The 24,692-nt window shown below is 66.1% G+C and carries 21 protein-coding genes; 5 read left to right on the top strand and 16 right to left on the bottom strand.

Features of this window, described 5'->3' with window-relative positions:
• Nucleotides 1–46: 46 nt before the first annotated feature.
• Complete coding sequence (gene dapE, locus MRBLAR12_RS10350) at nucleotides 47–1,207, bottom strand: succinyl-diaminopimelate desuccinylase (protein ID WP_414645489.1); 1,161 nt, start codon at nucleotides 1,205–1,207, stop codon at nucleotides 47–49.
• Nucleotides 1,208–1,340: 133 nt separating this feature from the next.
• Between dapE and dapD the strand changes: the two genes are divergently transcribed.
• Nucleotides 1,341–2,351 (top strand): 2,3,4,5-tetrahydropyridine-2,6-dicarboxylate N-succinyltransferase, encoded by a 1,011-nt coding sequence (gene dapD, locus MRBLAR12_RS10345; protein WP_229995010.1) that lies wholly within the window; start codon nucleotides 1,341–1,343, stop codon nucleotides 2,349–2,351.
• Between the two features lie 110 nt (nucleotides 2,352–2,461).
• Nucleotides 2,462–3,313, top strand: coding sequence for a hypothetical protein (locus MRBLAR12_RS10340; RefSeq protein WP_414645488.1), 852 nt, complete (start codon nucleotides 2,462–2,464; stop codon nucleotides 3,311–3,313).
• A gap of 21 nt (nucleotides 3,314–3,334) precedes the next feature.
• Here the strand turns inward: MRBLAR12_RS10340 and MRBLAR12_RS10335 are convergent, their stop codons facing one another.
• The 5 genes from MRBLAR12_RS10335 to fdxA all read right to left on the bottom strand — a co-directional run bounded on the left by MRBLAR12_RS10335 (nucleotide 3,335) and on the right by fdxA (nucleotide 7,857).
• Nucleotides 3,335–3,946 carry a hypothetical protein gene (locus MRBLAR12_RS10335; protein ID WP_364745712.1) on the bottom strand — a complete coding sequence of 204 codons (612 nt, stop codon included), beginning with the start codon at nucleotides 3,944–3,946 and terminating at the stop codon, nucleotides 3,335–3,337.
• 48 nt (nucleotides 3,947–3,994) lie between these two features.
• Complete coding sequence (locus MRBLAR12_RS10330; protein ID WP_229995012.1) at nucleotides 3,995–4,678, bottom strand: TetR/AcrR family transcriptional regulator; 684 nt, start codon at nucleotides 4,676–4,678, stop codon at nucleotides 3,995–3,997.
• A gap of 179 nt (nucleotides 4,679–4,857) precedes the next feature.
• Entirely contained in the window at nucleotides 4,858–6,141 is a 1,284-nt protein-coding gene (locus MRBLAR12_RS10325; RefSeq protein WP_028275687.1) for a citrate synthase, read from the bottom strand.
• 228 nt (nucleotides 6,142–6,369) lie between these two features.
• A complete protein-coding gene (dapC, locus tag MRBLAR12_RS10320; protein ID WP_364745708.1) occupies nucleotides 6,370–7,518 on the bottom strand; it encodes a succinyldiaminopimelate transaminase in 1,149 nt (382 codons plus the stop codon).
• Between the two features lie 12 nt (nucleotides 7,519–7,530).
• Nucleotides 7,531–7,857, bottom strand: coding sequence for a ferredoxin (gene fdxA / locus MRBLAR12_RS10315; protein WP_026266493.1), 327 nt, complete (start codon nucleotides 7,855–7,857; stop codon nucleotides 7,531–7,533).
• A gap of 170 nt (nucleotides 7,858–8,027) precedes the next feature.
• Here fdxA and MRBLAR12_RS10310 point away from each other — a divergent pair, with 170 nt between their 5' ends.
• Complete coding sequence (locus MRBLAR12_RS10310) at nucleotides 8,028–8,258, top strand: hypothetical protein (RefSeq protein WP_364745705.1); 231 nt, start codon at nucleotides 8,028–8,030, stop codon at nucleotides 8,256–8,258.
• Nucleotides 8,259–8,739: 481 nt separating this feature from the next.
• On the opposite strand, the gene MRBLAR12_RS10305 is transcribed toward MRBLAR12_RS10310, so the two are convergent.
• The 3 genes from MRBLAR12_RS10305 to typA form a co-directional block, all read right to left on the bottom strand.
• Nucleotides 8,740–9,549, bottom strand: a complete 810-nt coding sequence (locus tag MRBLAR12_RS10305; protein ID WP_229994644.1) for a type IV toxin-antitoxin system AbiEi family antitoxin domain-containing protein — start codon at nucleotides 9,547–9,549, stop codon at nucleotides 8,740–8,742.
• 336 nt (nucleotides 9,550–9,885) lie between these two features.
• Entirely contained in the window at nucleotides 9,886–10,263 is a 378-nt protein-coding gene (locus tag MRBLAR12_RS10300) for a hypothetical protein (protein WP_364745702.1), read from the bottom strand.
• Between the two features lie 27 nt (nucleotides 10,264–10,290).
• Nucleotides 10,291–12,219: a translational GTPase TypA gene (typA, locus tag MRBLAR12_RS10295; RefSeq protein ID WP_229994646.1), complete on the bottom strand. Its 1,929-nt coding sequence runs from the start codon at nucleotides 12,217–12,219 to the stop codon at nucleotides 10,291–10,293.
• Nucleotides 12,220–12,501: 282 nt separating this feature from the next.
• Between typA and MRBLAR12_RS10290 the strand changes: the two genes are divergently transcribed.
• Complete coding sequence (locus tag MRBLAR12_RS10290) at nucleotides 12,502–13,434, top strand: SGNH/GDSL hydrolase family protein (protein WP_229994647.1); 933 nt, start codon at nucleotides 12,502–12,504, stop codon at nucleotides 13,432–13,434.
• 128 nt (nucleotides 13,435–13,562) lie between these two features.
• Here MRBLAR12_RS10290 and MRBLAR12_RS10285 read toward each other — a convergent pair whose 3' ends face one another.
• From MRBLAR12_RS10285 to MRBLAR12_RS10265, 5 genes are all read right to left on the bottom strand, one after another.
• The gene (locus MRBLAR12_RS10285) at nucleotides 13,563–15,284 is read right to left on the bottom strand and encodes an ABC transporter ATP-binding protein (RefSeq protein WP_364745697.1); all 1,722 of its coding nucleotides are present in this window, start codon (nucleotides 15,282–15,284) and stop codon (nucleotides 13,563–13,565) included.
• 11 nt (nucleotides 15,285–15,295) lie between these two features.
• Nucleotides 15,296–16,288: an ABC transporter permease gene (locus MRBLAR12_RS10280; RefSeq protein ID WP_229994649.1), complete on the bottom strand. Its 993-nt coding sequence runs from the start codon at nucleotides 16,286–16,288 to the stop codon at nucleotides 15,296–15,298.
• Complete coding sequence (locus MRBLAR12_RS10275) at nucleotides 16,278–17,207, bottom strand: ABC transporter permease (RefSeq protein WP_229994650.1); 930 nt, start codon at nucleotides 17,205–17,207, stop codon at nucleotides 16,278–16,280. Before MRBLAR12_RS10275 ends, MRBLAR12_RS10280 begins: the two co-directional genes overlap by 11 nt.
• 222 nt (nucleotides 17,208–17,429) lie before the next feature.
• On the bottom strand, nucleotides 17,430–19,070 hold the full coding sequence (locus tag MRBLAR12_RS10270; RefSeq protein ID WP_229994651.1) for a peptide ABC transporter substrate-binding protein: 1,641 nt from the start codon (nucleotides 19,068–19,070) through the stop codon (nucleotides 17,430–17,432).
• A 303-nt stretch (nucleotides 19,071–19,373) separates the two neighbouring features.
• Nucleotides 19,374–21,200, bottom strand: a complete 1,827-nt coding sequence (locus MRBLAR12_RS10265) for an ABC transporter ATP-binding protein (protein ID WP_364745693.1) — start codon at nucleotides 21,198–21,200, stop codon at nucleotides 19,374–19,376.
• A 78-nt stretch (nucleotides 21,201–21,278) separates the two neighbouring features.
• Between MRBLAR12_RS10265 and MRBLAR12_RS10260 the strand changes: the two genes are divergently transcribed.
• Entirely contained in the window at nucleotides 21,279–21,908 is a 630-nt protein-coding gene (locus MRBLAR12_RS10260; RefSeq protein WP_229994653.1) for a PH domain-containing protein, read from the top strand.
• Nucleotides 21,909–21,931: 23 nt separating this feature from the next.
• Here the strand turns inward: MRBLAR12_RS10260 and MRBLAR12_RS10255 are convergent, their stop codons facing one another.
• The gene (locus MRBLAR12_RS10255) at nucleotides 21,932–23,077 is read right to left on the bottom strand and encodes an ABC transporter permease (RefSeq protein ID WP_364745997.1); all 1,146 of its coding nucleotides are present in this window, start codon (nucleotides 23,075–23,077) and stop codon (nucleotides 21,932–21,934) included.
• Between the two features lie 26 nt (nucleotides 23,078–23,103).
• Nucleotides 23,104–24,645 carry an ABC transporter permease gene (locus MRBLAR12_RS10250; RefSeq protein WP_364745690.1) on the bottom strand — a complete coding sequence of 514 codons (1,542 nt, stop codon included), beginning with the start codon at nucleotides 24,643–24,645 and terminating at the stop codon, nucleotides 23,104–23,106.
• Nucleotides 24,646–24,692 lie beyond the last annotated feature (47 nt).

The raw sequence follows: 24,692 nt of genomic DNA, 5'->3' as shown, positions 1-24,692 counted from the left end.
CGTGCCGTTGCCCCGTTCGTGCGTGCTTGGCTTGCGCTGTGCGCTGCTAGGCGCCGAGCCAGATCCGCAGCGCCCGCAGGCATTCCCTGATGGCGTCTGCCTCGACGTGTTCGTTGTCCTTGTGCGCCAGCAGCGCGTCGCCGGGTCCGAAGTTCACCGCGGGAATGCCGAGCTCACTGAACCGTGCGACGTCGGTCCAGCCGTACTTGGGCTTCGGCTCCGCGCCCACGGCGACGACGAACGACGCGGCGGCGGGGTGGTGCAGTCCCGGCCGCGCCCCGGCGGCGCTGTCGGTGCGCACGACGTCGAATCCGTCCAGCAGTTCGCGCACGACGGCCTCGGCCCCGTCCGGGGTCTTGTCCGGCGCGAAGCGGTAGTTGATTTCCACCACGCACTTGTCCGGAATGACGTTGCCGGCCGTGCCGCCGTTAATCTTCACGGCGTTGAGGCTTTCGCGGTAGTCCAGGCCGTCAACCGTCACGGTCTGCGGCTCATACGCCGCCAGCCGGGCCAGGATCGGGGCCGTGGCGTGGATGGCGTTGCTGCCCATCCAGGCCCGGGCCGAGTGGGCAGCCTCGCCGCGCATGGTCACCTCGAAGCGGCTGGTGCCGTTGCAGCCGCCCTCCACCGTCCCGTCGGTTGGCTCGAGCAGGATCGCGAAGTCGCCGCCGAGCAGGGATCCGTGATTGCGCACCAGCCGGCCGAGGCCGCTCTTCACGGCCTCGACTTCCTCGTGGTCGTAGAAGACGAACGTGACGTCCTTGTCCGGCGCCGCCCCGGCGTCGAACATGGTGGCGGCCAGCGCCAGCTGCACGGCGACGCCGCCCTTCATGTCGGTGGCGCCGCGGCCGTAGAGGATCCCCTCCCCCGGGGCCCCGGAGGGCCAGTACGCCGGCACGGTCCCGAGCGAGCCCTCGGTGATGGGGAGCGGCACGGTGTCCAGGTGCCCGGCAAGGATGACGCGCTCGGTGCGGCCGAGGTTGGTGCGGGCGATGATCGAATCGCCGTCGCGGACCAGCTCCAGCTGCGGCAGCAGGCGCAGGGCATGTTCCACGGCGTCTGCCAGGACCTTTTCGTTGCCGGAGACGCTGTTGATGTCAATCAGGGCGGCTGTGAGCAGGGCTACGTCCTGGCGGAGGTCCAAGTGGACCGGAGTGCGGACAGGGACGCTGGCAGTGGCAGGGGTGCGCGGGTTCGTGGGGGTCACCGTCCCACTTTATCTGTTCGCCTTCCCGCGGGGCCGCAACAGGTGCCGTCCCCATGCATAGGTGGCGAGCGTCTCCTGTCACTTGGGCGTCTCACGTTTCAGCGCCCGCGGGCCCTCTCGTTAGACTTGGGCCATGACTGAGACTGCTGCTTCCGCTGTGCCCACCGACGCCCGCTCCGCCTTCGGCTACGGCGTGGCCACCGTGTCCACCCGCAACGGTGATGCCACCGTGCTGGACGTATGGTTCCCGGCGCCCGCGCTCGGAATCGCGGAGGAGCACCTGCGCGAGCTCGAGAACGCGGACCAGTCGCTGATCGACATCGCCGCCGGCGGCATCGACCCGGACCGGGGCACCGAGCAGAAGGTTGTCTTCGCCCAGATCAACCTGGACGAAGCACCCGCGGACACGGCGGACGCCTACCTTCGCCTGCACCTGCTCTCCCACCGGCTCGTCCAGCCCAACAGCATCAACCTCGACGGCATTTTCGGCAAGCTCCCCAACGTGGTGTGGACCAACTTCGGCCCCGCCGCCGTGGAGGACTTCGAACTGACCCGGGCGCGCCTGCGCAAGCGCGGCGCCGTCACCGTCTTCGGTGTGGACAAGTTCCCGCGCATGGTCGACTACGTGGTTCCCTCCGGCGTCCGGATCGCCGACGCCGACCGGGTCCGGCTGGGTGCGCACCTGGCCGAAGGCACCACCGTCATGCACGAGGGCTTCGTGAACTTCAATGCCGGAACGCTGGGTACCTCCATGGTCGAGGGCCGGATCTCGGCCGGCGTCGTCGCCGGTGACGGGTCCGACGTCGGCGGCGGGGCCTCGATCATGGGAACCCTCTCCGGCGGCGGCAAGGAAAAGATCGCCCTCGGCGAGCGTGTCCTCCTCGGCGCCAACTCCGGCGTGGGCATCAGCATCGGCGACGATTCCGTCGTCGAAGCCGGGCTCTACGTCACCGCCGGCACCCGTGTGCGTGTGATCGGCCCCAAGGACGCCGACGGTGAAGACACCAGCCGGATCGTGAAGGCCGTGGAGCTTTCCGGGGTTCCGAACCTGCTCTTCCGCCGCAATTCCACCACCGGCGAGGTTGAGGTCCTCCCCCGCAAGGGGCAGACCGTGGAGCTCAACGAGGCCCTGCACGCCAACTGACCGCACCGGCTGGTACGGTATGGCGGGCGGCGAAGACCGCCCGGCGGGGTCAACCCCCAACGATGAAGCAGCCGAAGACGCAGCCCGCAGGGGCCTGAGGGAGTAAGTTCGTGGCACGAAGAGGGAGCTGGCGGCGCCGGATCGTCCTTCTGCTGACCCTAGTGATGGTCGCCGGCGCGATCTACACCGCGGTGGCGTTCCTGCAGCGATCGGAAACGTTGATCACCGAACGCTGCACGGCCGCGGGCAGCGGAGGCGATGACCTCGCCACCGACCAGGCGGCCAACGCTTCGCTCATCACCGCCGTCGCTGTCCGGCGCGGGCTTCCCGCCCGGGCCGCCAGCATCGCGCTGGCCACCTCGATGCAGGAATCCAAACTGCGCAACATCGGCCATGGCGACCAGGCCGGCCCCGACTCGCGCGGATTGTTCCAGCAGCGGCCGTCCCAGGGCTGGGGCACCACGGCGCAGGTGATGGACCCTTACCACGCCAGCAATGCTTTCTACGATGCGCTCGTCGAGATCTCCGGGTACGAGTCGCTGGAGATCACCGATGCCGCCCAGCAGGTCCAACGCTCGGCATACCCGGACGCCTATGCCCAGCATGAGCCGATGGCCCGTGCGTTCGCCTCCGCCCTGAGCGGCCAGACGCCCGCAGGCCTGGACTGCTCGCTGCGGTCCGCCGACACCGCCGGGGATCCCGCTGCCGTCACCTCAGAGCTGACCGCTGCGCTTGGGGACGTCCAGACGTCCACCAACGGCCGGACGCTGCTCGTCGATGCCGAAGGAACCCAGGCCTGGGCTGTGGGGCAGTGGGCAGTGGCCAACGCCAAGGAGCTCGCCATCACCAACGTCGAGGTCGACGGCCGGGCCTGGAACCGGCAGTCCCGCGACGGCTGGCAGCCGGCTTCAGTCCCGGCCGGCCAGGTCCGGGTAACCGTCGCCGGCGCGCCCGGCGCCTGAGCCCCGGCGGGCTGCACGAATTCAGACCAGTAGGTCGACCACCGGCTGCACGTAGCTGCGGAACAGCTCCGGCTGGGACAACAGCTCGCGGCTCATGATGATCTTGTCGGGCTCCAGGTACCAGGCCCGCGGCTCCGCAAGCGGGAGTTCGATGATCGTCAGGCCGAAATCCTTTGACGCGCGTCCCACGTCAAGCAGGCGGTCCTCCACCATGTCGGCCAGCAGTTCGTTGTTGCCGTTGGCTTCGCGCTCCGCCTCGAGGGCCAGGTATTCCGCGCGGCGTTCCCGGGCCCATGTCAGGGCCGCCCCGAAGTGGGCCTGCAGCACGCGCCGGAGCGCCGGCGAATTGCCGAAGGCACGGAAACCCGGCGGGGAGAGCTCGGGGGACATTTCCGGATAGGCCTTCAGCAGCTGTTCCCACCAGGCCTCCCATTCGGTCTTGAGCGCCGCCGGGCCGCCAACCTCGGCGATCAGATGAGAGTGGTCCGCGGCGCGGATCTTCGGGGCCGCGTGGCACAGCGCCGGGTGCCCCGCAGTGTCCAGACCGGCAGCGTCACGAACGTAAAGGGCAATCAGCATGGGACCAGAAGTATCCATCGTGATCCGCCAGCCAGGTCCGCCGGTGTGGTGCATCCAATTGCCTCCCTTGGCAAGACGTACTATCTCAGTCTATTCCTGTTGTTATGACGCGTTAACGGCAAGCTGCCCTGCCGACAGCCTGCGGTTCAGGCCCTCAAGATGGGCTTCGAGGACGTCCTTGCACATCAAAGCCGTCATCCACTCGGGCTGCAGGAGGGCGTGCATCGTCAGACCGTCCAGGACGGCCAGCAGCAGCTCCGCCTCGGTGACGAGCACCTGCTGGTCGACTCTGGCGGGGCCATCGGCGTCGGTGGCGCTGGGGTCGATCGCGCCGGCTGCCAGGCCCAGGATAAGTCCGCCCACGACTGCTGCCACCGCGCGATGGCTCCGGTCGGCCTCGGCGGCCAGGAACGGCTTGGTCCGGGCCGCATTCTTGAAGGCCATCCAGACGCAGGCGTCGACCGCCCGTTCCTCGTCCACCGGAAGAAACTCACCCAGCAGTGCCATGAGGGCAGCCTGGTGCTCCGCCGACCCTGGCAGCAGGTCGCCCAGCAAGGAGTCCGCGTCCGTGAGGCGTCCGACGATCCGGTCTACCACCACGGCGAACGCGTGGGTCAGGAGCTCGTCGCTGCTGGCGAAATAGTGCCGCACCGAGCCGACGGCCAGCTGCGCTTCATCTGCGACCTCCCGCAGGGAGGCCCGCTCAAGACCATCCGCGGCGATGATCCTGAAGACCGCGTCAACTACTTCCTGGCGCCGGATTACGGCGTCGACAAATTTAGGCACTGGTCTTTTTTAGCACGTCCGTGCCGCCGCCGCCTGAGGGCACACCGGCGCCCCCGGGCACGTGGTGCAGGTCACAGCGGCGCAGCGAAACCTGAGAAAGACACCGGCCGCGCGCCTCAAGGAGGTGCGCGGCCGGCGTCGTGCTTGCTGTCCCGTGCCTGCCGTGGCAGGCGGGCGGGCTACAGCGACGGGTAGTTGCGTTCCGGCTCGCCGACGTAGAGCTGGCGCGGGCGGCCGATCTTGGTGTTGGGGTCGCTGATCATCTCGCGCCACTGGGCGATCCAGCCCGGCAGGCGTCCGATTGCGAACAGCACCGTGAACATCTTTTCGGGGAAGCCCATGGCCTTGTAGATCAGGCCGGTGTAGAAGTCCACGTTGGGGTAGAGCTTGCGCTGGATGAAGTAGTCGTCGCCCAGGGCCTTCTCTTCAAGGCGCATGGCGATGTCCAGGAGCTCGTCATTTCCGCCGAGCTTGCTGAGGACCTCGTGGGCGGTGGCCTTGATGATCTTGGCGCGCGGGTCATAGTTCTTGTAGACACGGTGCCCGAAGCCCATGAGGCGGACGCCGTCCTCCTTGTTCTTGACCTTCTCCATGTAGTCCTCGGGCTTGATGCCGTCGGCCTGGATCTGGCGCAGCATCTTCAGGACTGCCTCGTTGGCACCACCGTGGGCGGGGCCGAAGAGGGCGTTGATGCCGGCGGAGACGGACGCGAACAGGTTGGCGTTCGAGGAGCCGACCAGGCGGACAGTCGACGTGGAACAGTTCTGCTCGTGGTCAGCGTGCAGGATCAGCAGCAGGTCCAGGGCCTTGGCGATAACCGGGTCCACCTCGTACTGCTCGGCCGGCAGGCCAAAGCTGAGGCGCAGGAAGTTCTCCACCAGGTTCATCGAGTTGTCCGGGTACAGCATCGGCTGCCCGATCGACTTCTTGTGGGCGTAGGCGGCGATGACCGGCATCTTGGCCATGAGACGGATGGTGGACACTTCCACCTGTTCCGCGTTGAACGGATCCAGCGAGTCCTGGTAGAACGTCGAGAGCGCGGACACGGCCGAGGACAATACGGGCATCGGGTGCGCGTCACGGGGGAAGCCGCTGAAGAAGCCCTTGAGCTCCTCGTGCAGCAGCGTGTGGTGGCGGATCCTCTGGTCGAAGGATTCCAGCTCGGTGGGGGTCGGCAGGTTGCCGTAGATCAGCAGGTAGGAGACTTCCAGGAAGCTCGAGTGCTGGGCCAACTGCTCAATCGGGTAGCCGCGGTACCGCAGGATGCCAGCGTCACCATCGATGTAGGTGATGGCCGAGGTGGTGGCTGCGGTGTTCATGAAACCGGGGTCGAAGGCGACGGCGCCGGTCTGCTTCAGCAGCTTGGAAACGTCGTAGCCTTCGTTTCCTTCTACAACCTTGATGCGCGGGAGTTCGAGCTCGCCGCCGGCATGGCGCAGGGTTGCGCTGGTGGTTTCAGTCATGGAGTCTCCTCATGAGGCATCGGGGCCTCTGTCGAAAGCTGGTCCAACATCTGGTGAAGCTGCCCGCGGATCCTGTGCGGACAGGATTTCCAAAGGCTGCGCTGCCTTCTTGTGGAAAGCCACCATTGATCGTCAGTTAAAAAGTACCTTCACTTCGCGGGTGGTACTAATCCGTAAGGCGTCCATAACGCCGAAAACACGCCACATGTGGCACGCGTCACAGCATTGTTACGCGTCCGGGGCCAGCCTCGAGACGGCGGCGTCGATCCGCTCGTCGCTGGCGGTCAGCGCCACCCGGATGAACCCGCTTCCGGCGTCGCCGTAGAAAACCCCGGGGCCGACGACGATTCCGCGGTCCGCGAGGCGGCCCACGGTGTCCCACGTCGCCTCGCCGGCGGTGGCCCACAGGTAAAGGCCCGCACTGGACTCACGGATCGCCAGGCCGAAACCCTCCAGCGCCGGGACGATCCGTTCCCGCCGGCCCCTGTACAGGTCCTTCTGGGCCTGGACGTGGGCGTCGTCGCCGAGGGCCACCCGCATGGCTTCCTGGACCGGATAGGGAACGATCATCCCGGCGTGCTTGCGGCTGTTGACCAGGTTCGCCATGATCACCGGATCACCGGCGACGAATGCCGCCCGGTAGCCGGCCACATTGGACTGTTTGCTCAGCGAATAGACGGCAAGCAGGCCCTCGTGGGAGCCTTCTGCGACCTGCGGGTCCAGGATGCTGGGGACCGGGATGCCGCCGCGCTGGACGTCCCACTCCCCCCAGCCGAGTTCGGCGTAGCATTCATCCGACGCTACGACGGCGCCCAGCTCCCGCGCCTGCCGGACGATCCGCCGCAGCGATGCGATGTCCCGGACGCTGCCGGTGGGGTTGGCCGGTGAATTGACCCAGACCAGGCGCACACGGGCGCGGGTGCCGGCGTCGAGCTCGTCGAGGTCGTCGGCGGCGATCTGCTCCGCACCGGCGAAGGTGGCACCGATGTCATACGTGGGGTACGCGACCGTGGGGCGGACGACGACGTCGCCCGGCCTCAGGCCGAGCAGGAACGGCAGCCACGCGACGAGTTCCTTGGAACCCACCGTCGGCATCACATCCTGCGGATCGAGTCCGGGGACGCCGCGACGGCGCGCAAACCAGCCGGCGATGGCTTCCCGCAGGGCCGGCGTCCCGTGGACGGTGGGATAGCCGGGAGCGTCCGCGGCGGCGCGCAGCGCGTCCTGGATGAGGGCCGGCGTCGGGTCCACCGGGGTTCCGATGGAAAGGTTGACGGCTCCTTCCGCGTGCCGGGCTGCCGTGGCGAGATACGGCGCCATGGCCTCCCACGGGTAGTCGGGCAGGCTCAGGCCGAAGGTGCGCACCGCGGATGTCACCGTAGCGCCGTCCTAGTTGTCTTGGTTCTGCGGCGGCAGGGCGGCGATCATGGGGTGGTCGGTGTGGGTGTTCCCGACCTTCGCGGCGCCGCCCGGGGAACCGAGTTCGTCGAAGAACTCGACGTTGGCCTTGTAGTAGTCAGCCCATTCTTCGGGGGTGTCGTCCTCGTAGTAGATCGCCTCCACGGGGCAGACCGGCTCGCAGGCACCGCAGTCCACGCACTCGTCGGGGTGGATGTACAGGGAACGCTCACCCTCGTAGATGCAATCGACGGGGCACTCCTCAATGCATGCCTTGTCTTTGACATCTACACACGGCTGCGCGATTACGTACGTCACGTCCCTGGCCTCTCCACGTTGGTTCCGGCGAACGGCCGGATGGTTTCCCGGCCTGAGCGCCGGGTTTCTGACTTCCGAGCCTATTATCTCCCAGCCTGTTCCCGCGAACCTAGCGGGAACGTCATACATGCTCCGCGTCTTACTATGATCTGATGAGCTCGCCTTTGCCCTTGCCCCAGCAGTTTCTCTCCGGCGCCCCGCTGGGCACGCGCGTTGTGGTCCGGTACCGGATCGACGGCGGCCTGACGGATGCCCTTGGCGAGCTCGTCGAACGCGCCGACGGCGTGTGCACCGTCCGCACCCGCCGCTCCGACGTCGTCATCGCACTCCCCCTTGTAGTGGCGGCCAAGGAAGTCCCGCCGCCCCCGCCGCGCCGCGCCCCACGCGTGCAGGGCACCTGACCCGCGGCGCAGGGGGCCCTGGGCAACGGTTCCCGGGTGGTTGCTAGCGTCCAGTGGACATGCCCTCCCGCACCCTCCGCGACCAATGGACATGCCCTCCCCTCGTTGCCGGCCGTGCACATGCCCCCTCCTGGCCCGCAGCCGCGCACATGCCCACCCGCACCCTCCGCGACCAATGGACATGTCCTCCCCCGATTGCCGGCCGCGCACATGCCCACCCGCACCCTCGACGACCTGTGGACATGTCCTCCCCTCGTTGCCGGCCGTGCACATTCCACCGTTATGCTCATCACCGCGGGCCAGCGAGGGACATGTCCAGTGGCGAATCGACAGAGCACGGGACATGTCCAGTGGTGGCTTCGTGCGGTGCAGAGTCAGTGGTGGCTGGGTGCAGAGCAGGGTCACAGCGCTGGGGTGAGGCGCAGAATCGCAGTGCAAGGGCGCAGGAAAAGGCGCACGAATTTGGAATTCGCGTCCGACTCTATGCGGCGGCGGACAGCCTGTTCAGCGCTTCCCGGACCATGGTAATGAAATCCTCAGGATGGTCCCTCACCAGCTGGTAGGTCACAATCAGTGTCGGTATTCCTCGGCGCGTCGTAACGTTCCAACGCCGCCGGTCTTCCTCGAAGCTCGTCCTATCCATGTGGAACCCGGCCCCGTCAGCCTCAATGCCAAGACGGCCATCGACCATCAGGTCCAGATGTCCCATGCCCGGAACGTTGACCTGCGATTCAACATGAAAGCCGGCACGCCGCAGAAGGAACCGGGCCAGGCATTCAATGACCGACTGTGACTGTGGGACGATCGCCGACACGATCCGGCGCTCCCGGGAGTCGTTCCGGCCATCGAGCCGCTGGCGCAACAAACCCAACGGGAGTCCCTTCAGCACGACGGCGGACTCGGCGATGATCAGCCCGTCAGGTTCAGGCAAGCAGCGCAGGCATTGGACGACTGTGTCCAGGAGCGTCGGCGGAACGGAAGCCCGGTGACAGATGAAGCCCTGGTAACTCCTGCTGTGGGTGAGGGCTATGTGCGGCTGGGCCGGGCCTTCGAGGACCCACAGCCCGCTGAAGTGGGCAGCGGTGATACAAGCAGGCTCTGCCGGCAGTGAGCGAATAGAGATCAGCTGTGCGTCCGCACCCGGCAAGGCATAGACGCCGCGGGCTACACGGGACACCGATCCCGCGGCCATCGCCGACTTGAGCTGAAAATCGGAGACCCCCGCCGCGGCAATGTATTTGGCGCGGGCGACGCCGTCGTACTTCGAGAGCACCTCGATAATGTTGGCCATTCACCCATGGTGGAGCCGCACAATGCGCCCGTGCAGTCGGATCCCGCGCTATGTGGAAAACTGCGCGGGCGGGGCCAGGGCTGCGGCAACCCGGGCAGGAGCGAGGGCTGGACATGTCCCGCGCACGGGCCCTGCGCCGGAAGCGATGCCATTGTGCCCACTCAAGCGAACAAAAAACGAGCATGTCCCCGGGCCGTGGGTGGGAGTGGACAGGCCCATAGATGAGCGCTGGACATGTCCCGCGGGCCGGCCCTGCGCCGGACATGATGCCATTGTGCCCAATTGAGCGAACGAAAAATGGGCATGTCCCGCGTAGGAGGCAGGGCGGCCCGGGTCCTAGCCGGGCGGGCGCCGGTACCGCCGGCACCAGGCGAGCATGGCCACGGTGATGCCTGCGATGCCGAAGACCCAGACATTGCCCGCGGTGTCGCCGATGACCAGGCGCTTGCCTGTTTCCAGGGTGGACCACCACCCGGTCAGCGCATAACAGAGGACCCCGCATACTGCCGTCGGGACGACTGAACGGAACGCCGCCCCGAGCCACACCTGGACCGAGCCCAGCAGCACGAGCGCCGCGACGGCTCCCCACGGGACGTCCACGCCGTTCAGGACCAGATCGTGGCGGTGCAGGGCGGTTCCGGCCAGGGCAACAAAAAGAGCTGCCGGTACGGCGGCGGCAATGCCGCCTGCCGTACCGGCAGCTCTCTTAGTCACGTTGCAGCCGAAGCCCGGAGACCGGGATTAGACCTTGGCGCGGGCGCGGTTGGCCTTGGCACGCTCGTTGGTGTCCAGGATGACCTTGCGGATGCGGATTGAATCCGGGGTAACCTCAACGCACTCGTCTTCGCGGGCGAATTCGAGGGACTCTTCGAGGGTCAGGTCGCGCGGCGGCGTCAGGTTCTCGAAGGTGTCCGAGGAGGCTGCACGCATGTTGGTGAGCTTCTTTTCCTTCGTGATGTTGACGTCCATGTCGTCGGCGCGGGAGTTCTCGCCCACGATCATGCCTTCGTAGACCTCGGACGTGGGCTTGACGAAGAAGGAGCCACGTTCCTGCAGGTTGATCATGGCGAACGGGGTCACAACACCGGCGCGGTCGGCGATCATCGAACCGTTGGTGCGGTACTCGATCGGGCCGGCCCACGGCTCGTAGCCTTCGGAGATGGAGGCGGCGATGCCGGCGCCGCGGGTGTCCGTGAGGAACTTGGTGCGGAACCCGATCAGGCCACGGGCCGGAACGATGAACTCCATGCGGCACCAGCCGGTGCCGTGGTTGGCCATGTTGGTCATGCGGCCCTTGCGGGCAGCCATCAGCTGGGTGACGGCGCCGAGGTACTCTTCGGGCACGTCGATGGTCATGTGCTCCATCGGCTCGTGGACCTTGCCGTCGACGGTCCGGGTGACGACCTGCGGCTTGCCGACGGTCAGTTCGAAGCCTTCGCGGCGCATCTGCTCGACCAGGATGGCCAGCGCGAGCTCGCCACGGCCCTGGACTTCCCAAGCGTCGGGACGCTCGGTGGGGAGAACCTTGATGGAGACGTTACCGATCAGTTCCTTGTCGAGGCGGTCCTTGACCTGGCGGGCCGTGACCTTGGCGCCCTTGACCTTGCCGGCCAGCGGCGAGGTGTTGATACCGATGGTCATGGAGATGGCCGGGTCGTCAACAGTGATCAGCGGCAGCGGCTGCGGGTTCTCGGCGTCGGTGAGAGTCTCGCCGATGGTGATTTCCTCGATGCCGGCAACAGCAACGATTTCGCCGGGGCCGGCGGATTCCGCGGGGACACGGTCGAGTGCCTTCGTGGCCAGCAGCTCGGTGATCTTGACGTTCTTCAGCTCACCGTTGGCACGTGCCCAGGCGACGGTCTGGCCCTTGCGCAGGGTGCCGTTGTAGATACGGAGCAGCGCGAGGCGGCCGAGGAACGGGGAGGCATCCAAGTTGGTGACGTGCGCCTGCAGGACACCGTTCGGGTTGTAGGTCGGGGCCGGGATGTGCTCGATGATGGCCTGGAAGAGCGGCTCGAGGTCCTCGTTTTCCGGGGCTGAACCGTCTGCGGGCTGTTCGAGGGACGCGCGGCCGACCTTGGCTGCGGCGTAAACAACCGGAACATTGAGGATCTTGTCCAGGTCGAGGTCCGGAACTTCGTCGGCGAGGTCGGAGGCCAGGCCCAGGAGCAGGTCCATGGACTCGTGGACAACTTCTTCGATCCGCGCGTCGGGGCGGTCGGTCTTGTTGACCAGGAGGATCACCGGCAGGTGCGCGGCGAGGGCCTTGCGCAGCACGAAGCGGGTCTGGGGCAGCGGGCCCTCAGAGGCATCGACGAGGAGGACGACGCCGTCGACCATGGACAGGCCGCGCTCGACCTCGCCACCGAAGTCGGCGTGGCCGGGGGTGTCGATGACGTTGATGGTGATGGTCTCGCCCTTGGAGGACGGACCGTTGTAGGCCACCGTGGTGTTCTTGGCCAGGATGGTGATGCCCTTTTCGCGTTCCAGGTCACCGGAGTCCATGACGCGGTCTTCGAGGTGGTTGTGCTCGGCAAAGGAGTTGGTCTGCTTGAGCATGGCGTCGACCAGCGTGGTCTTGCCGTGGTCAACGTGGGCCACGATCGCGACGTTGCGCAGGTCACTGCGCGATGCAGTGGCTACCGCGGTGTTGGTGGTGGTTTCAGACATGCGTTATTGCTCGATTCAGTGGTGAAGTCAGCTGTGGTATCGCGACATTTCCAACTGGAACGCACGACGGATAAGTCCCTTTGGCACAGGGCACCTACTACCATTCTAAACGCTAGGTCATTTATTGGCCTAAAATGCGAAGCGGCGGCCGGCCGCCGCACCGTCCCAGGAGCGGGACGGGCGCACGGAAGTGGTTTATTACCTGTGAGTAAAGTCACTGGATTTTCCGGCGCCCATGCACCATCATTGCTCTGATAGCAGCAAGCAAGCCCGGAGACATTCATGCGAAACGCCTCGGCCCTGTCCCGCTTTGTCGCAACGATGATCGCCGTAGGCGTAGTTCTTGGCGGCTGTGGGCAGGCCACTTTTTCACCTGCGTACGACGCAGGTTCTTCCGACGGCGGATCGTCCGACGGCGGATCTTCTGACGCGGGCTCTGCGGGCGTGCCACTGACCGCCAGCCAGGCCGGAACGGCTAACGGCGCCGGCGTACCGGTCGCGGCAGGGGCCGCTGCGAAGACCCGCATCGGGTCCACCATCGACCCCGCCGATTTGCCGAGCGGCTCGACCTACCGCAACCCTGCCAACGGCCGCAACGAGATCATCGTCAAGGACACCAGCAATGTCGCCGTGCTTATTGGCGACTCACAATCGGAACCGTCCTACGGTTGGCCCAGGCAGGGTCTGGCAGCGGCCGGGTACAAGGTCTTCTTCTGCGGCCGGGGCGGCACCGGCTACGTGGCATCGAACGGCAAGACCGGCAACTACGTCGATGCGCTCCAGCGCGGCGATTGGAAACTCCCGTACGGCACCCCTCCCCTCGTAGTGATCGAAGGCGGCGGGAACGACGCCGCGCGCGGCGCCTCGAACGCGCAGATCGTCGCCAACGCCGAGCGGCTGATCGCCAGCATCCAGCAGCGCTATCCGGCGGCCCGGGTGCTCATGGTCGGCACGCTCGCCCGCGGCGTCCACTACGGCGGTGGACGCCGGTCCGAGGTGGACGCGCTTCTGGGGAGGGTGGCGGACCGGCACGGGCTGCCGTTCGTCAGCGCGGGCGACTGGCTCACCCGGTACAACCTCACGGGTTCAATGGCGGACGGGGTTCACCTGAACCGGCAGGGCCACGCGGCCCTGGGCGCCGTTTTCGGCCAGCGGCTGGAGTCCATGGGGTTCGACTACGCAGAGCCCGGCATGCTCGCCGGCTTGTCCCGCTAGCGCGGACAGCACACCACAGCAACCCTGCACACCACAGCAAAAAGGAGCCGGTGCCCGCCCCAACGGGCGGACACCGGCTCCTGTGCTGCTACCGGCGGACTTGTTCAAGCCCTAGGTAAAGTGGCCGCTCAGGCCACTTCCACCTCCGGCGGCAGCATGAGGCCCGCGCCGGGGATGGCGTTGAGCAGCGCCCGGGTGTAGTCCTGCTGCGGCGACTCGAAGACGTCGTCCGTGGAGCCCGTCTCCACGAGCTTGCCCTTCTCCATGACGCACACGTGGTCCGCGATCTGCCGGACCACCGCGAGGTCGTGGGTGATGAACAGGTAGGTCAGGCCGAGCCTGGACTGCAGTTCGGCGAGCAGGTTCAGCACCTGCGCCTGCACCAGCACATCCAGTGCCGAGACGGCCTCGTCGCAGATGATCACTTCGGGGTCCAGGGCCAGGGCGCGGGCGATCGCGACACGCTGGCGCTGGCCGCCGGAGAGCTCATTCGGGTACCGCTGCATGGTGGACTGCGGCAGCGCCACCTGGTCCAGCAGCTCCCGGACCTTCTTCTCGCGGCTGGCCTTGTCCCCGATCTTGTGGGTCCGCAGCGGTTCCTCGATGGTCCGGAAGATGTTGTACATCGGGTCCAGTGAACCGTAGGGGTCCTGGAAGATCGGCTGCACCCGGCGCCTGAAGGCGAAGATCTCCTTGCTGTTCAGCGTGGAGGTGTCCACGCCGTCGAAGATGATCTTGCCGGAGGTCGGCGTGAGGAGGTTCAGGACCATCTGCGCCACCGTGGACTTGCCGGATCCCGACTCCCCCACGATCGCCGTCGTGGTTCCCCGCTTGACGCTGAAGGAGACGTCGTCGACGGCGGTGAAGTCCGTGGACTTGCCCAGGCCAGAACGCAGCTTGAAGACCTTCCTGAGGTTCTGGATCTGCAGGACGTCGTCGGACTTGGCCGGCTCAACCACGCCGGTCTCGCTCGGGGCGAGCATGTCGTCGGTCTCCACGCCGAGTTCCTTGGCGGCCTGGATGCGCCGGGATGCCAGCGACGGCGCCGAGGCGACCAGCCGCTGGGTGTATGGGTGCTGCGGGTTCTGCAGCAGCTCCAGCGAGGGTCCGGACTCGACAACCTGGCCGCGGTACATGACCACCACCTGGTCGGCGCGCTCGGCGGCGAGGCCGAGGTCGTGCGTGATCAGCAGCACCGCGGTGCCCAGTTCCGTGGTCATCTTGTCCAGGTGATCGAGGATCTGGCGCTGCACGGTGACGTCGAGCGCCGAGGTGGGCTCGTCCGCGATGAGCAGGCGCGGCTGGCAGGCGAGCCCGATCGCGATCAGCGCGCGCTGGCGCATGCCGCCGGAGAACTCGTGGGGGTACTGCTTGGCGCGGCTGCCGGCGTCGGGCAGCCCGGCCTGGGACAGGACCTTTGCGACGTCGTCCGGGCCGCTCGGGAGTCCGTTGGCCTTGAGCGTTTCGCGGACCTGGTCGCCGATCTTCCACACCGGGTTGAGGTTGGACATCGGGTCCTGCGGGACCATGCCGATGCTGTTGCCGCGAAGTTCGATCATCCGCTTTTCGCTGGCGTTGGAGATGTCTTCGCCATCGAACAGGATCTGGCCTGCAGCGACGCGCCCGTTGCCCGGGAGCAGGCCGATGGCGGCCAGCGCGGTGGTGGACTTGCCGGAGCCCGACTCGCCCACAATCGCGACGGTTTCGCCCGGCATGACGGTGAGGCGGGCGTTGCGGACGGCGTTGACCTCGCCGTTGCTGGTGGTGAACCCGATGGCCAGGTCCTTGATTTCAAGCAGCGGGCGCTCAGTGGCGTACTCAGCTTCCTGGAAGTCAACAGAGGCGCTCATGGTGTCCCCTTTCATCGCTTGCGGGCTTTGGGATCGAGGGCATCACGCAGGGCATCGCCCAGCATGATGAAGCTCAGGACGGTGATGGACAGCGCAATTGCCGGGTAGAGCAGCGGCATCGGGTTGGACCGGAGCGAGGCCTGCGCCGCCTGGATGTCGTTGCCCCAGGACATGACGCTGGGCGGCAGCCCGATGCCGAGGAAGGACAGCGTGGATTCGGCCACGATGAACGTGCCCAGGGAGATGGTGGCCACGACGATGATTGGGGCCAGCGAGTTCGGCATCACGTGCCGCATGAGGGCGCCGAACTTCGAGACGCCGAGCGACCGGGCGGCCGTGACGAAGTCGGCGTTGCGGACCTCGATCACCGCACCGCGGGTGATGCGCGCGATTTGCGGCCAGCCGAAGGCCACCAGGATGAGCACCAGCGTCCACACGGTCCGGTTCGTCCGGAACATCGGCAGCTGCATGAGCACGATCGCGCCCAGGATCAGGGGCAGGGCGAAGAAGATGTCATTGATGCGGGCCAGGACGGAGTCGATCCAGCCGCCGTAATAACCGGCCACGGCCCCCATGATGCCGCCGATCAGCAGCACCCCGATGGTGGTGAAGAGGCCCACGGTCACCGAGGACCGCGTGCCGAAGATGACGCGGGCGTAGACGTCGCAGCCCTGCTGGGTGAAGCCCAGGGGGTGGCCCGCGGCGGGGCCGGCGTCGGAGTTGGCCAGCTGGCACGCCTCCGAGCCCGGGTCGATCGGGGAGAAGAGTCCGGGGAAGAGGGAGACCGCCACGACCACCAGGATCAGGAGTGCGGAGATGAGGAAGAGCGGCTGCTTGCGCAGGTTCTTCCAGGCCTCGCCCCACAGACTCAGCGGTGCGGCTTCGTCCTTGACCCGGTCCGTCACCTGGAGCGGGGTCTCGGAGACATCGGCCACGAAGTGCTCGGTCCGGCGGGCCGGGCGGAGGGACGTGTGCCGTGCGGTGGTGGTGTTATCAGGAGTCATAACGGATCCTCGGGTCAAGCCAGCCGTAAAGCAGGTCAACGAGCAGGTTGGAGAGGCAGTAGATCAGCACCAGGACGGTGACGATCGAGACCACCGTGGGCCCTTCGCCGGACAGCACAGCCCGGTAGAGCCGGTTGCCGACGCCCGGAACGTTGAAGATGCCTTCCGTGACGATTGCGCCGCCCATCAGGGCACCGAGGTCGGCGCCCAGGAAGGTAATGACGGGAATCAGGGAGTTGCGCAGGATGTGGACGCGGACCACCTGGAACCGGGAGAGGCCCTTGGCCGTGGCGGTGCGCACATAGTCGGCGTTCATGTTTTCGATGACCGACGTGCGGGTCAGGCGCAGGACATAGGCGAAGGATCCCAGTCCCAGCACGATCGCCGGCAGGATGAGGTCCTGGACGGTCGCCGCGGAGCTGACGGTCGGCTTGGCCCAGCCCAGCTGGACGCCGATGGTGAACTGCAGCAGGAAGCCCAGGACGAAGATCGGGATGCCGATCACGATCAGGGACGCCACCAGGACAGTGGCGTCAAAGAACTTGCCTTTGCGCAGGCCGGCGATGAGGCCGAAGACGATGCCGAAGACTGCCTCGAAGATCAGCGCCATGATGGCCAGCCGGGCCGTGACGGGGAAGACCTCACCGAGCACGGCGGCGATGGGGCGTCCGGAGAAGTCCTGGCCGAGGTCGAACGTGAAGATGCTCTTGAGGTAAAGCAGGTATTGCATCCAGAACGGCTGGTCCAGGTGGTACTGCGCCCGCAGCTTGGCTGCCACGGCCTCGTTCACCGGCTTGTCGCCGAACAGTGCCACGATGGGATCGCCGGGCAGGCTGAAGACCAGGAAGTAGACCAGCAGTGTTGCGCCCAGGAAGACGGGAATCAGTTGCAGGAAACGCTTGAGGATGTATGTCGACATCAGCGAGTCACACCCTCGTTGGCAGGCATCCTGTCCAGGGATGCGGCGGAGTTGTTCATCAAAGAACCTTTTCACTATGGATGCAGGCCGGCGCCGGTTCATTCACGGCGGCAGGGCTGCGAAAAGTTCGCCCGAAGAGCCGGGCATCAAGAAAATAAATGGTGGGAAAACACGACGACGGCGGAGGCCCCAGTATGGGCGGCCCCCGCCGTCGTTTTGTTGTTACTTACCGGTTACGTTGTAGTACAGCGGGACGCCGTCCCAGCCGTAGTCGACGTTGGTGACCTTGTCGCTCCAGCCGCCCTGGGCAACCTGGTACCACAGGGGGATGGCCGGCAGGTCCGTCAGGAGGATCTCCTGGGCCTTGTTCATGGCCTTGTTGCCCTCGCCGACCGTCGCGGCGTTCAGGCCGTCGGAGATGGCCTTGTCGAACGTCGGGTTGGCGTAGTTAGCGTCATTGGAGCCGGCACCGGTCTTGTAGATCGGGCCGAGGAAGTTGTACAGCGACGGGTAGTCTGCCTGCCAGCCGGCACGGATGGAGCCGGTGAGGGTCTTGGCGGTGGCGTCGTTGCGGGCTTCCTTGAAGGTGGCGTACGGCTTGCCTTCAACCTTGATGCCGAGCGTGTTCTTGAGCTGGTTGACTACTGCCTCAACCCAGGCCTTGTGTCCGCCCTTGTCGGCGTTGTAGGCAATGGTGAAGGTCGTGTTGGCGTCCCACTTCTGGATCGCGTCGGCCTTGGTCCAGGCCTCCTTGGCCTTGGCGGCGTCGAACTTGAGGTTGTCGGCACCGGCGATCGAATCGCTGTAGCCGTCAAGCACGGGGGCCGTGAAGTCCTTGGCAGGCTGGCGTGCGCCGTTGAAGATCACCTTGGTGATTTCCTCGCGGTTGATCGCCATGGAGATCGCCTGGCGACGAAGCTTGCCGGCCTCACCGCTCCACTCCGGCAGGTATTCCGGGATGGCGATGGTCTGGTTGCCTGCGTACGGCTTGTTGATGGTGCGCTCGCCAAGGTCAGACTTGAAGTTCTTCAGCGCGCTGGTCGGGATGGTCTGCAGGATGTCCAGATCGTTGGACAGCAGGGCCTGGTAGGCGGAGTCGTCGTTCTGGTAGATCTTGAAGGTCACACCGGCGTTCTTGGCCTTGCGCGGGCCGCTGTAGTCCGGGTTCGGAACGAGCTGGATCTGCACATTGTGCTGCCAGCCGCCGTCCGCCAGCTTGTACGGGCCGTTGCCGACCGGCTTCTCGCCGAAGCCCTTCGGGTCCTTCAGGGCGCCGGAGGGAACCGGAACAAACGCGGTGTAGCCCAGGCGAAGCGGCCAGTCAGATTCCGGCTGCTTCAGTTCAACGGTGAACGTCTGGTCGTCAACGACCTTCAGGCCGGACATGGTCTCGACCGTGGAGCCTTCTGCGCTGGCTTCGTCGTAGCCCTTGATGCTTTCGAAGAAGCCGCCGCTGAGCTGGGCGTTCTTGGCTGCGGCGCCGAAGTTCCAGGAATCGACGAAGGACTTGGCCGTGATGGCCTCGCCGTTCGTGAACTTCTGGTCCTTCTTGACCTTGATGGTGAAGTGCTGGCCGTCCTTGCCCTCGATGGACTCGGCGAGTTCGTTGACCGGCTTGCCGCTGGGGTCGTAGCTGACCAAGCCCGCGAAGATCATGTCGATGACCTTGCCGCCGCCAACTTCGTTGGTGTCGGCCGGCATGAGGGGACGCTGGGGTTCGGAGCCGTCGGCGAAGATCACTTTGCTGGTGTCTCCGCCGGTACTGCCGCTACCGGTTGCAGAGCCGCTGGCACCGCATCCGGTCAGGGCGAGGGCGGCGATAGCCACCATGCCCAGTGCTTTGGAAGTGCGCGAAAAACGCATTCCGCCTCCTATGAGTTGTGGGAGTTCGTGAGGGAAAAACTTATGCTTCCCCGTAAGCAGGCACAGGGGTATCCCCTGTGACGTGGCCTACATATGGAAGTAGCCTAGCCCTTAAATGTCCAAATGTTGGAACTCCGTTGCCAAACCGTGATCCGACAATCTCATGACGGTTAACGTCAAGCGCGATGTATTTCAAGTCACACGCTACTGGCTGGTATTATTCGCCCGCTTTGTGACCCGGGTTACCCGCGATTAACTGGAATGCGGCGGCTTTTCGCCCCTGTTTGAACCCTCCGGTAAGCTTCAGCTGGCCCCTGAGAGCAGCTGCGCGCGCAGTTCGCGACGCTCGCGCTGCTTGTCCGGATCCGGCAGCGGAACCGCCGCCAGGAGCCGCTGCGTGTACGGCTCCTGGGGGTTGCGGAGGATCTGGTCCCGGGTCCCCTGCTCCACGATCCTGCCGCGCTGCATGACACAGATCCGGTCCGCGAGCACGTCCACCACCGCAAGGTCATGGGTGACGAACAGGCAGGCGAACCCCAGTTCCCTCTGCAGGTTCTGGAACAGATCGAGCACCTTGGCCTGGACAGAGACGTCGAGGGCGGAAGTGGGCTCGTCGGCGACCATCAGCTTCGGCTTGAGGGAGAGGGCACGCGCGATCCCCACGCGCTGCTTCTGCCCGCCGGAGAGCTCGTGCGGGTAGCGGTTGCGGTAGTCCCGAGGCAGCTCAACCTGGTCCAGGAGCGCCTCAATGCGCCGCTGCAGTTCGGCGCCCTTCGCGGTCCCCGACAAGAACATCGGCTCCCCGATGCTTTCCCCGATGGGCAGCCTGGGGTTCAGGGACGACGAGGGATCCTGGAACACCATGCCAACGTGCCGGCGCATCTCGCGGAGCTGGCGGCCGTTCTTCTTGGCAGCGGAAATGTCCTGCCCGACCACCCGCATGGTACCCGCCGCCACGGGCAGCAGGCCGACGGCGGCCCGGCCGATGGTGGTCTTGCCGGAACCCGACTCGCCGACGAGGCCGACCACCTGTCCGGGATAGATGACCAGGTTGGCCCCTTCCACGGCACGGAAGGCCGGCGCCCGGCCCTGCTTCGGGTAATCGATGGCGACATCGCTGAGCTCCAGGACCGGTTCGCCCTTCGGCTTGGCCGCTTCTGCTGCGGCCAGGGCGGCGGCATTTTCGCGCTCCCGCCGGATCAGCTCCTCTTCCGGAATGGAAAGGATCTCGACGTGGGTCGCGGCGGCGAGAGCGGCGGTGACGTCTACGTCCGCCGCGGAATCCGCGCCACCCTGGCCCAGGTGCGGGACCGCAGCCAGCAGCGCCTTGGTGTACTCGTGCTGCGGGTTGTGGAAAATCTGCGCTGCCGTCCCCGTCTCCACGATGAGGCCCTTGCGCATGACGGCGATCCGGTCGGCGAGGTCGGCCACCACCCCCATGTCGTGAGTGATGAGCACAATGGCACTGTCCAGTTTGTTCCGCAGGTTGCGCATGAGGTCAAGGATTTCGGCCTGGACTGTCACGTCGAGGGCCGTGGTCGGCTCATCGGCAATGAGCAGCTTCGGGTCGCAGGAGAGCGACTGGGCGATCATGGCGCGCTGGCGCTGGCCGCCGGAAAGCTGGTGCGGGTAAGACCGGAAGGCCTTCTCCGGATCGGGCAGTTCGACAAGATCCAGCATGCGCAGGGCCCGGAGTCGGGCTTCTTCCGGCGAAACCTCATTGTGCAGGCGCACAGTTTCCACGATCTGCGACCCCACGGTGTAGACCGGGTTCAAGGCCGTCATCGGCTCCTGGAAGATCACCGCGACGTCCTTGCCGCGCACGGCACGGATATTGGTTTCATTGCTCCCCAGCAGTTCACGGCCGCCGAGCTTGACACTTCCAGTCACACGGCTGTTACTGGGCAGCAGGCCCAGCAGCGCCATTGAACTGGCGCTCTTTCCGGACCCGGACTCCCCCACGATGGCGAGAACTTCGCCGGCCCGGACCTCGTAGTTCAGGCCGATCGCGGCCGGGACCCATTTTTTGTCCACGCCGAAATCCACGCTGAGGTCCCGGACTTCCAGGACGGTTTCGCCTTTGCCAGGCACGGGTGAGGCCGGCGGATCGAGGGTGATGAAGTCAGTCATGATGGGCTATCCTTCCGCCCGGGCCGCCGGTGCACCGGGGATTAGTGCTGCGGCTCGGAATACTGAATTATTGGGGGCATGAGCTCTGCGCCGCACGCCGGAAATGTTGAAGTCTTCAAACCACGAACTAACAAATGGTTCGCGTGGCTGTCCTGGGCGGTGGCCGCGTTCGGTGTCGTGGTCACGGTTGTCATGGCAGGGCCGGGGGCGCTGGGTGGCATCGCCCCGCTGGCCTTCATTGCCTTCATGGGCTGGCAACTGTTCTGGATGCCGTCCGTTGTAGTCCACGACGCCGGCGTCACCCTGGAGAATCCGTTCCGCTCCATTGAGGTCCCGTGGGCAGCGCTGGTGCACGTCGATACCCGCTTTGCTCTCACGCTGGTCACCGCCGAGAAGAGCTACACGTCCTGGGCCGCGCCCGCCCCCGGCATCTGGGGCGGGCGCCACGCCAGGCCGGAAGACCTCCACGGCCTGCCGGCAACCACTTACGGTCCCGGCAAGTCGGTCCGCCCGGGCGATCTGAAGACCACGGACTCCGGCCAGGCCGCCATGCTGGTGCGGGGCCGGTGGCATGAGCTGGTGGAAGGCGGGCAGCTCGCCGCCGGCGACGCCTCCACCACCGCCGTAACCGTCACCGTCCGCTGGGTGGCGATTGGCGCCGTCGTACTGCTCCTGGCGGCCAGCTACGTGGCTGTCACCGCCAGCTAGCCGGCACCTGCACGGGGCCGGCATTACTGGCCCCGTGTCCCGTCGGATGGTCCGTCGTGCCACGGTCCGTCGTGTCCGGGTCCGTCGGGCCGGAATTCCTCGGGCTCAGGCCTGTCGAGGCCGGTGGCGGCGCTTGCCTGCACCGCGGGACCGCCGTAATCCTTGGCCTTCTTGGCATTGAACTTCTTCTGCCGCGGGTCAAAGGCGTCCCGCAGGCCGTCGCCGATGAAGTTGATGCTGAGGCAGATGAGCACGATGAACAGGCCCGGGAACCAGAAGAGCCAGGGCCTGGTGGCGAAGGCCTGCTGGTTCTGCGAGATGAGCAGGCCCAGGGACGTGTCCGGGGCCTTGACGCCGACTCCGAGGTAGCTCAGCGCCGTTTCCGTGAGGATCGCGGCGGACATTGTCAGGGTCACGTTCACGATCAGCACGCCGACGGCGTTGGGCAGGATGTGCTTGAAGATGATCCTGGCATTGCTGGCGCCGGAAATCCGGGCTGCATCGACGAACTCGCGTTCGCGCAGGGACAGGAATTCGCCGCGCATCAGGCGGGCCAGGGCGACCCAGCTGATCAGGCCCAGGAAGATTCCGAGGGCCAGGACGCCGTTGGTGCTGGCGAACGAAGCGAACCAGCTCCCCTGGTCCCGGCGGCCGGCGAGCTGCGCCATGACGGCCGCCAGCAGCAGGGCGGGAATGATGATGATGACGTCGGTCAGGCGCATCAGGATGGCCTCGGCCCAGCCGCGGAAGTACCCGGAGATGGCACCGACCACCACGCCGATCAGGCCGGCGATGAGGCCGATCACGATCATGATGGTGATGGACTGCTGCGCGCCGCGCATGGTCATGGCGAAGAGATCGCGGCCGATCCGGTCCTGGCCGAACGGATGTTCGCCCCACGCCAGCGGCCACAACGAGGAGGTGGGTTCGCCGCCGTTGACCAGGGGCGAGACTTGCGTGTGGGTGTACTTCCACCAGCCGGGGATTCCCAGGTAGCCCACGGAGGTGAAGGCCAGGACAAAGATGAAGGCGAAGACGATGAGGCCGATGATGGCGCCGGAATGTCCGAGGAACCGTTTCCGGACGATTTGGCCCTGGCTGAGGCCCTTGGCTTCGAGGACCGGCTCGATGCCGGCCGCGGCTGAGATCCGGGAGGCGTCTTCGGCCATGATTTCTTCCTGCTGGCTTGGCTGGCTCATGCTTTTACCCTTACGCGCGGATCCAGTGCGGAGTAGGCGAGGTCCGCGATGAGGTTGAAGACCATGGCCGTGATGGCCACGCAGATGAACACGCCCATGACGGGGTTGGGATCGACGTGCGCGATCCCGTCCAGGAAGAGGAATCCCATGCCGCGGACCGAGAAGACGGTTTCGGTGATGACGGCGCCGCCGATCAGTGCCCCTATGTCGAACGCCACGATCGTGGCGATCGGGATCAGGGCGTTGCGGAACGCGTGGCGCATGATGACGGTCCGCTCGCTCAGGCCCTTGGCCCGCGCCGTGCGGATGTAGTCCATGTTCATGATTTCGAGCATCGAGGCCCGGGTGAACCGCGTGTAGCTGGCAAGCGAAATGAGGATCAGGGCCAGGGTGGGCAGGATCAGGTGGGTAAAGGAGTCGAGGCCCAGGACCCAGAAGTCGCCCTGGATGTTCGGCGTGCTGGCACCGATAGTCGCGATCGGCCGGCCGCGCACACGGCTGTTGTTGAAGTAGCTGGGCCATGCCTGCATGTAGCGGTCCAGCAGGATCAGGAAACCGACCAGGAACGAGGTGATGGCCGCGGCGCGCATGGACTGCCCGCGGTCATAGCCTCCCATCAGGTAGCCGATGCCCATGCCGATCAGGATAAAGGCGATCGCCAGCACCACGATCATCACGAACGTGGCCTCGTTGAGCAGCGGCTGAAGGAGGAAGTACAGCACGACGCCGACGCCGACGGCGATGAGGGCCGACTGAAGGGCCTTGCGGTTCTTCAGCCCGGCGGAGAGCAGGGTCACGGCGAAGGCGATGCCCGCACCGGCGATGGCGATGACCACGGGCCCCAGGCCCGGCGTTTTGAACCATTCGGTGGCGGAGAAGTAGATGAGCACCGCGGTGACGAAGGCGAAGGCGACGGCGCCGGCCAGCAGCCGGCGCCGCATGGGTCCGCCCGCCGCGACGGCTGTCACTGCGCCGACGACGACGCCGATGCCAAGCGCCGCTGGCAGCGGCACGTCGGGGTTTCTCAGGAAGTTGTTGAAGCCGATGGCCCCGAATTCCTTGAGCAGGACGGCCACCCAGAAGATCGGCAGGGAGAAGAAGAGGAAGGCCATGAACGTGACGCCGTAGTCCAAAGTGCTGTACTGCCGCAGGGCGGTGATGATGCCCAGGGTGATGCCGATCAGGATGGCGAGCACCGTCGCCGCGGTGACGAGGGTCAAGGTCTGGATGAGCGCATTGCCGAGGGCCTCGGTGATGGGCTGGCCGGCGATGTTTTTCCCGAGGTCACAGGAGTTGGCGAACGGAACGAGGCACTGGACTGCGCCGCCGAACCATTTGAAGTACCGCAGCGGTGCCGGGGTGTCCAGCTGCAGGAGCTCGGTCCTCGCGTCCATGAGCTGCTGCTTCTGCGGCGAGGGGTTGGCGCGGAATTCCTCCAGGGGATCACCGGACGCCGCTGTCAGGAGATACACGAAGTAGGACGCGCCGAGAAGAATGAGGGCGGCAGTCACGAGCCGCCGGAAGATGTAGGTCACCATTGGAATAGAACCTCGGAATTCGGGCCCAGGGATTGCCCGGACCGGTC

This window comes from Arthrobacter sp. LAR12-1-1.1 (assembly GCF_040676555.1).
Taxonomy (GTDB): Bacteria; Actinomycetota; Actinomycetes; order Actinomycetales; family Micrococcaceae; genus Arthrobacter.
This window is presented reverse-complemented; position numbering and strand designations above follow the sequence as displayed.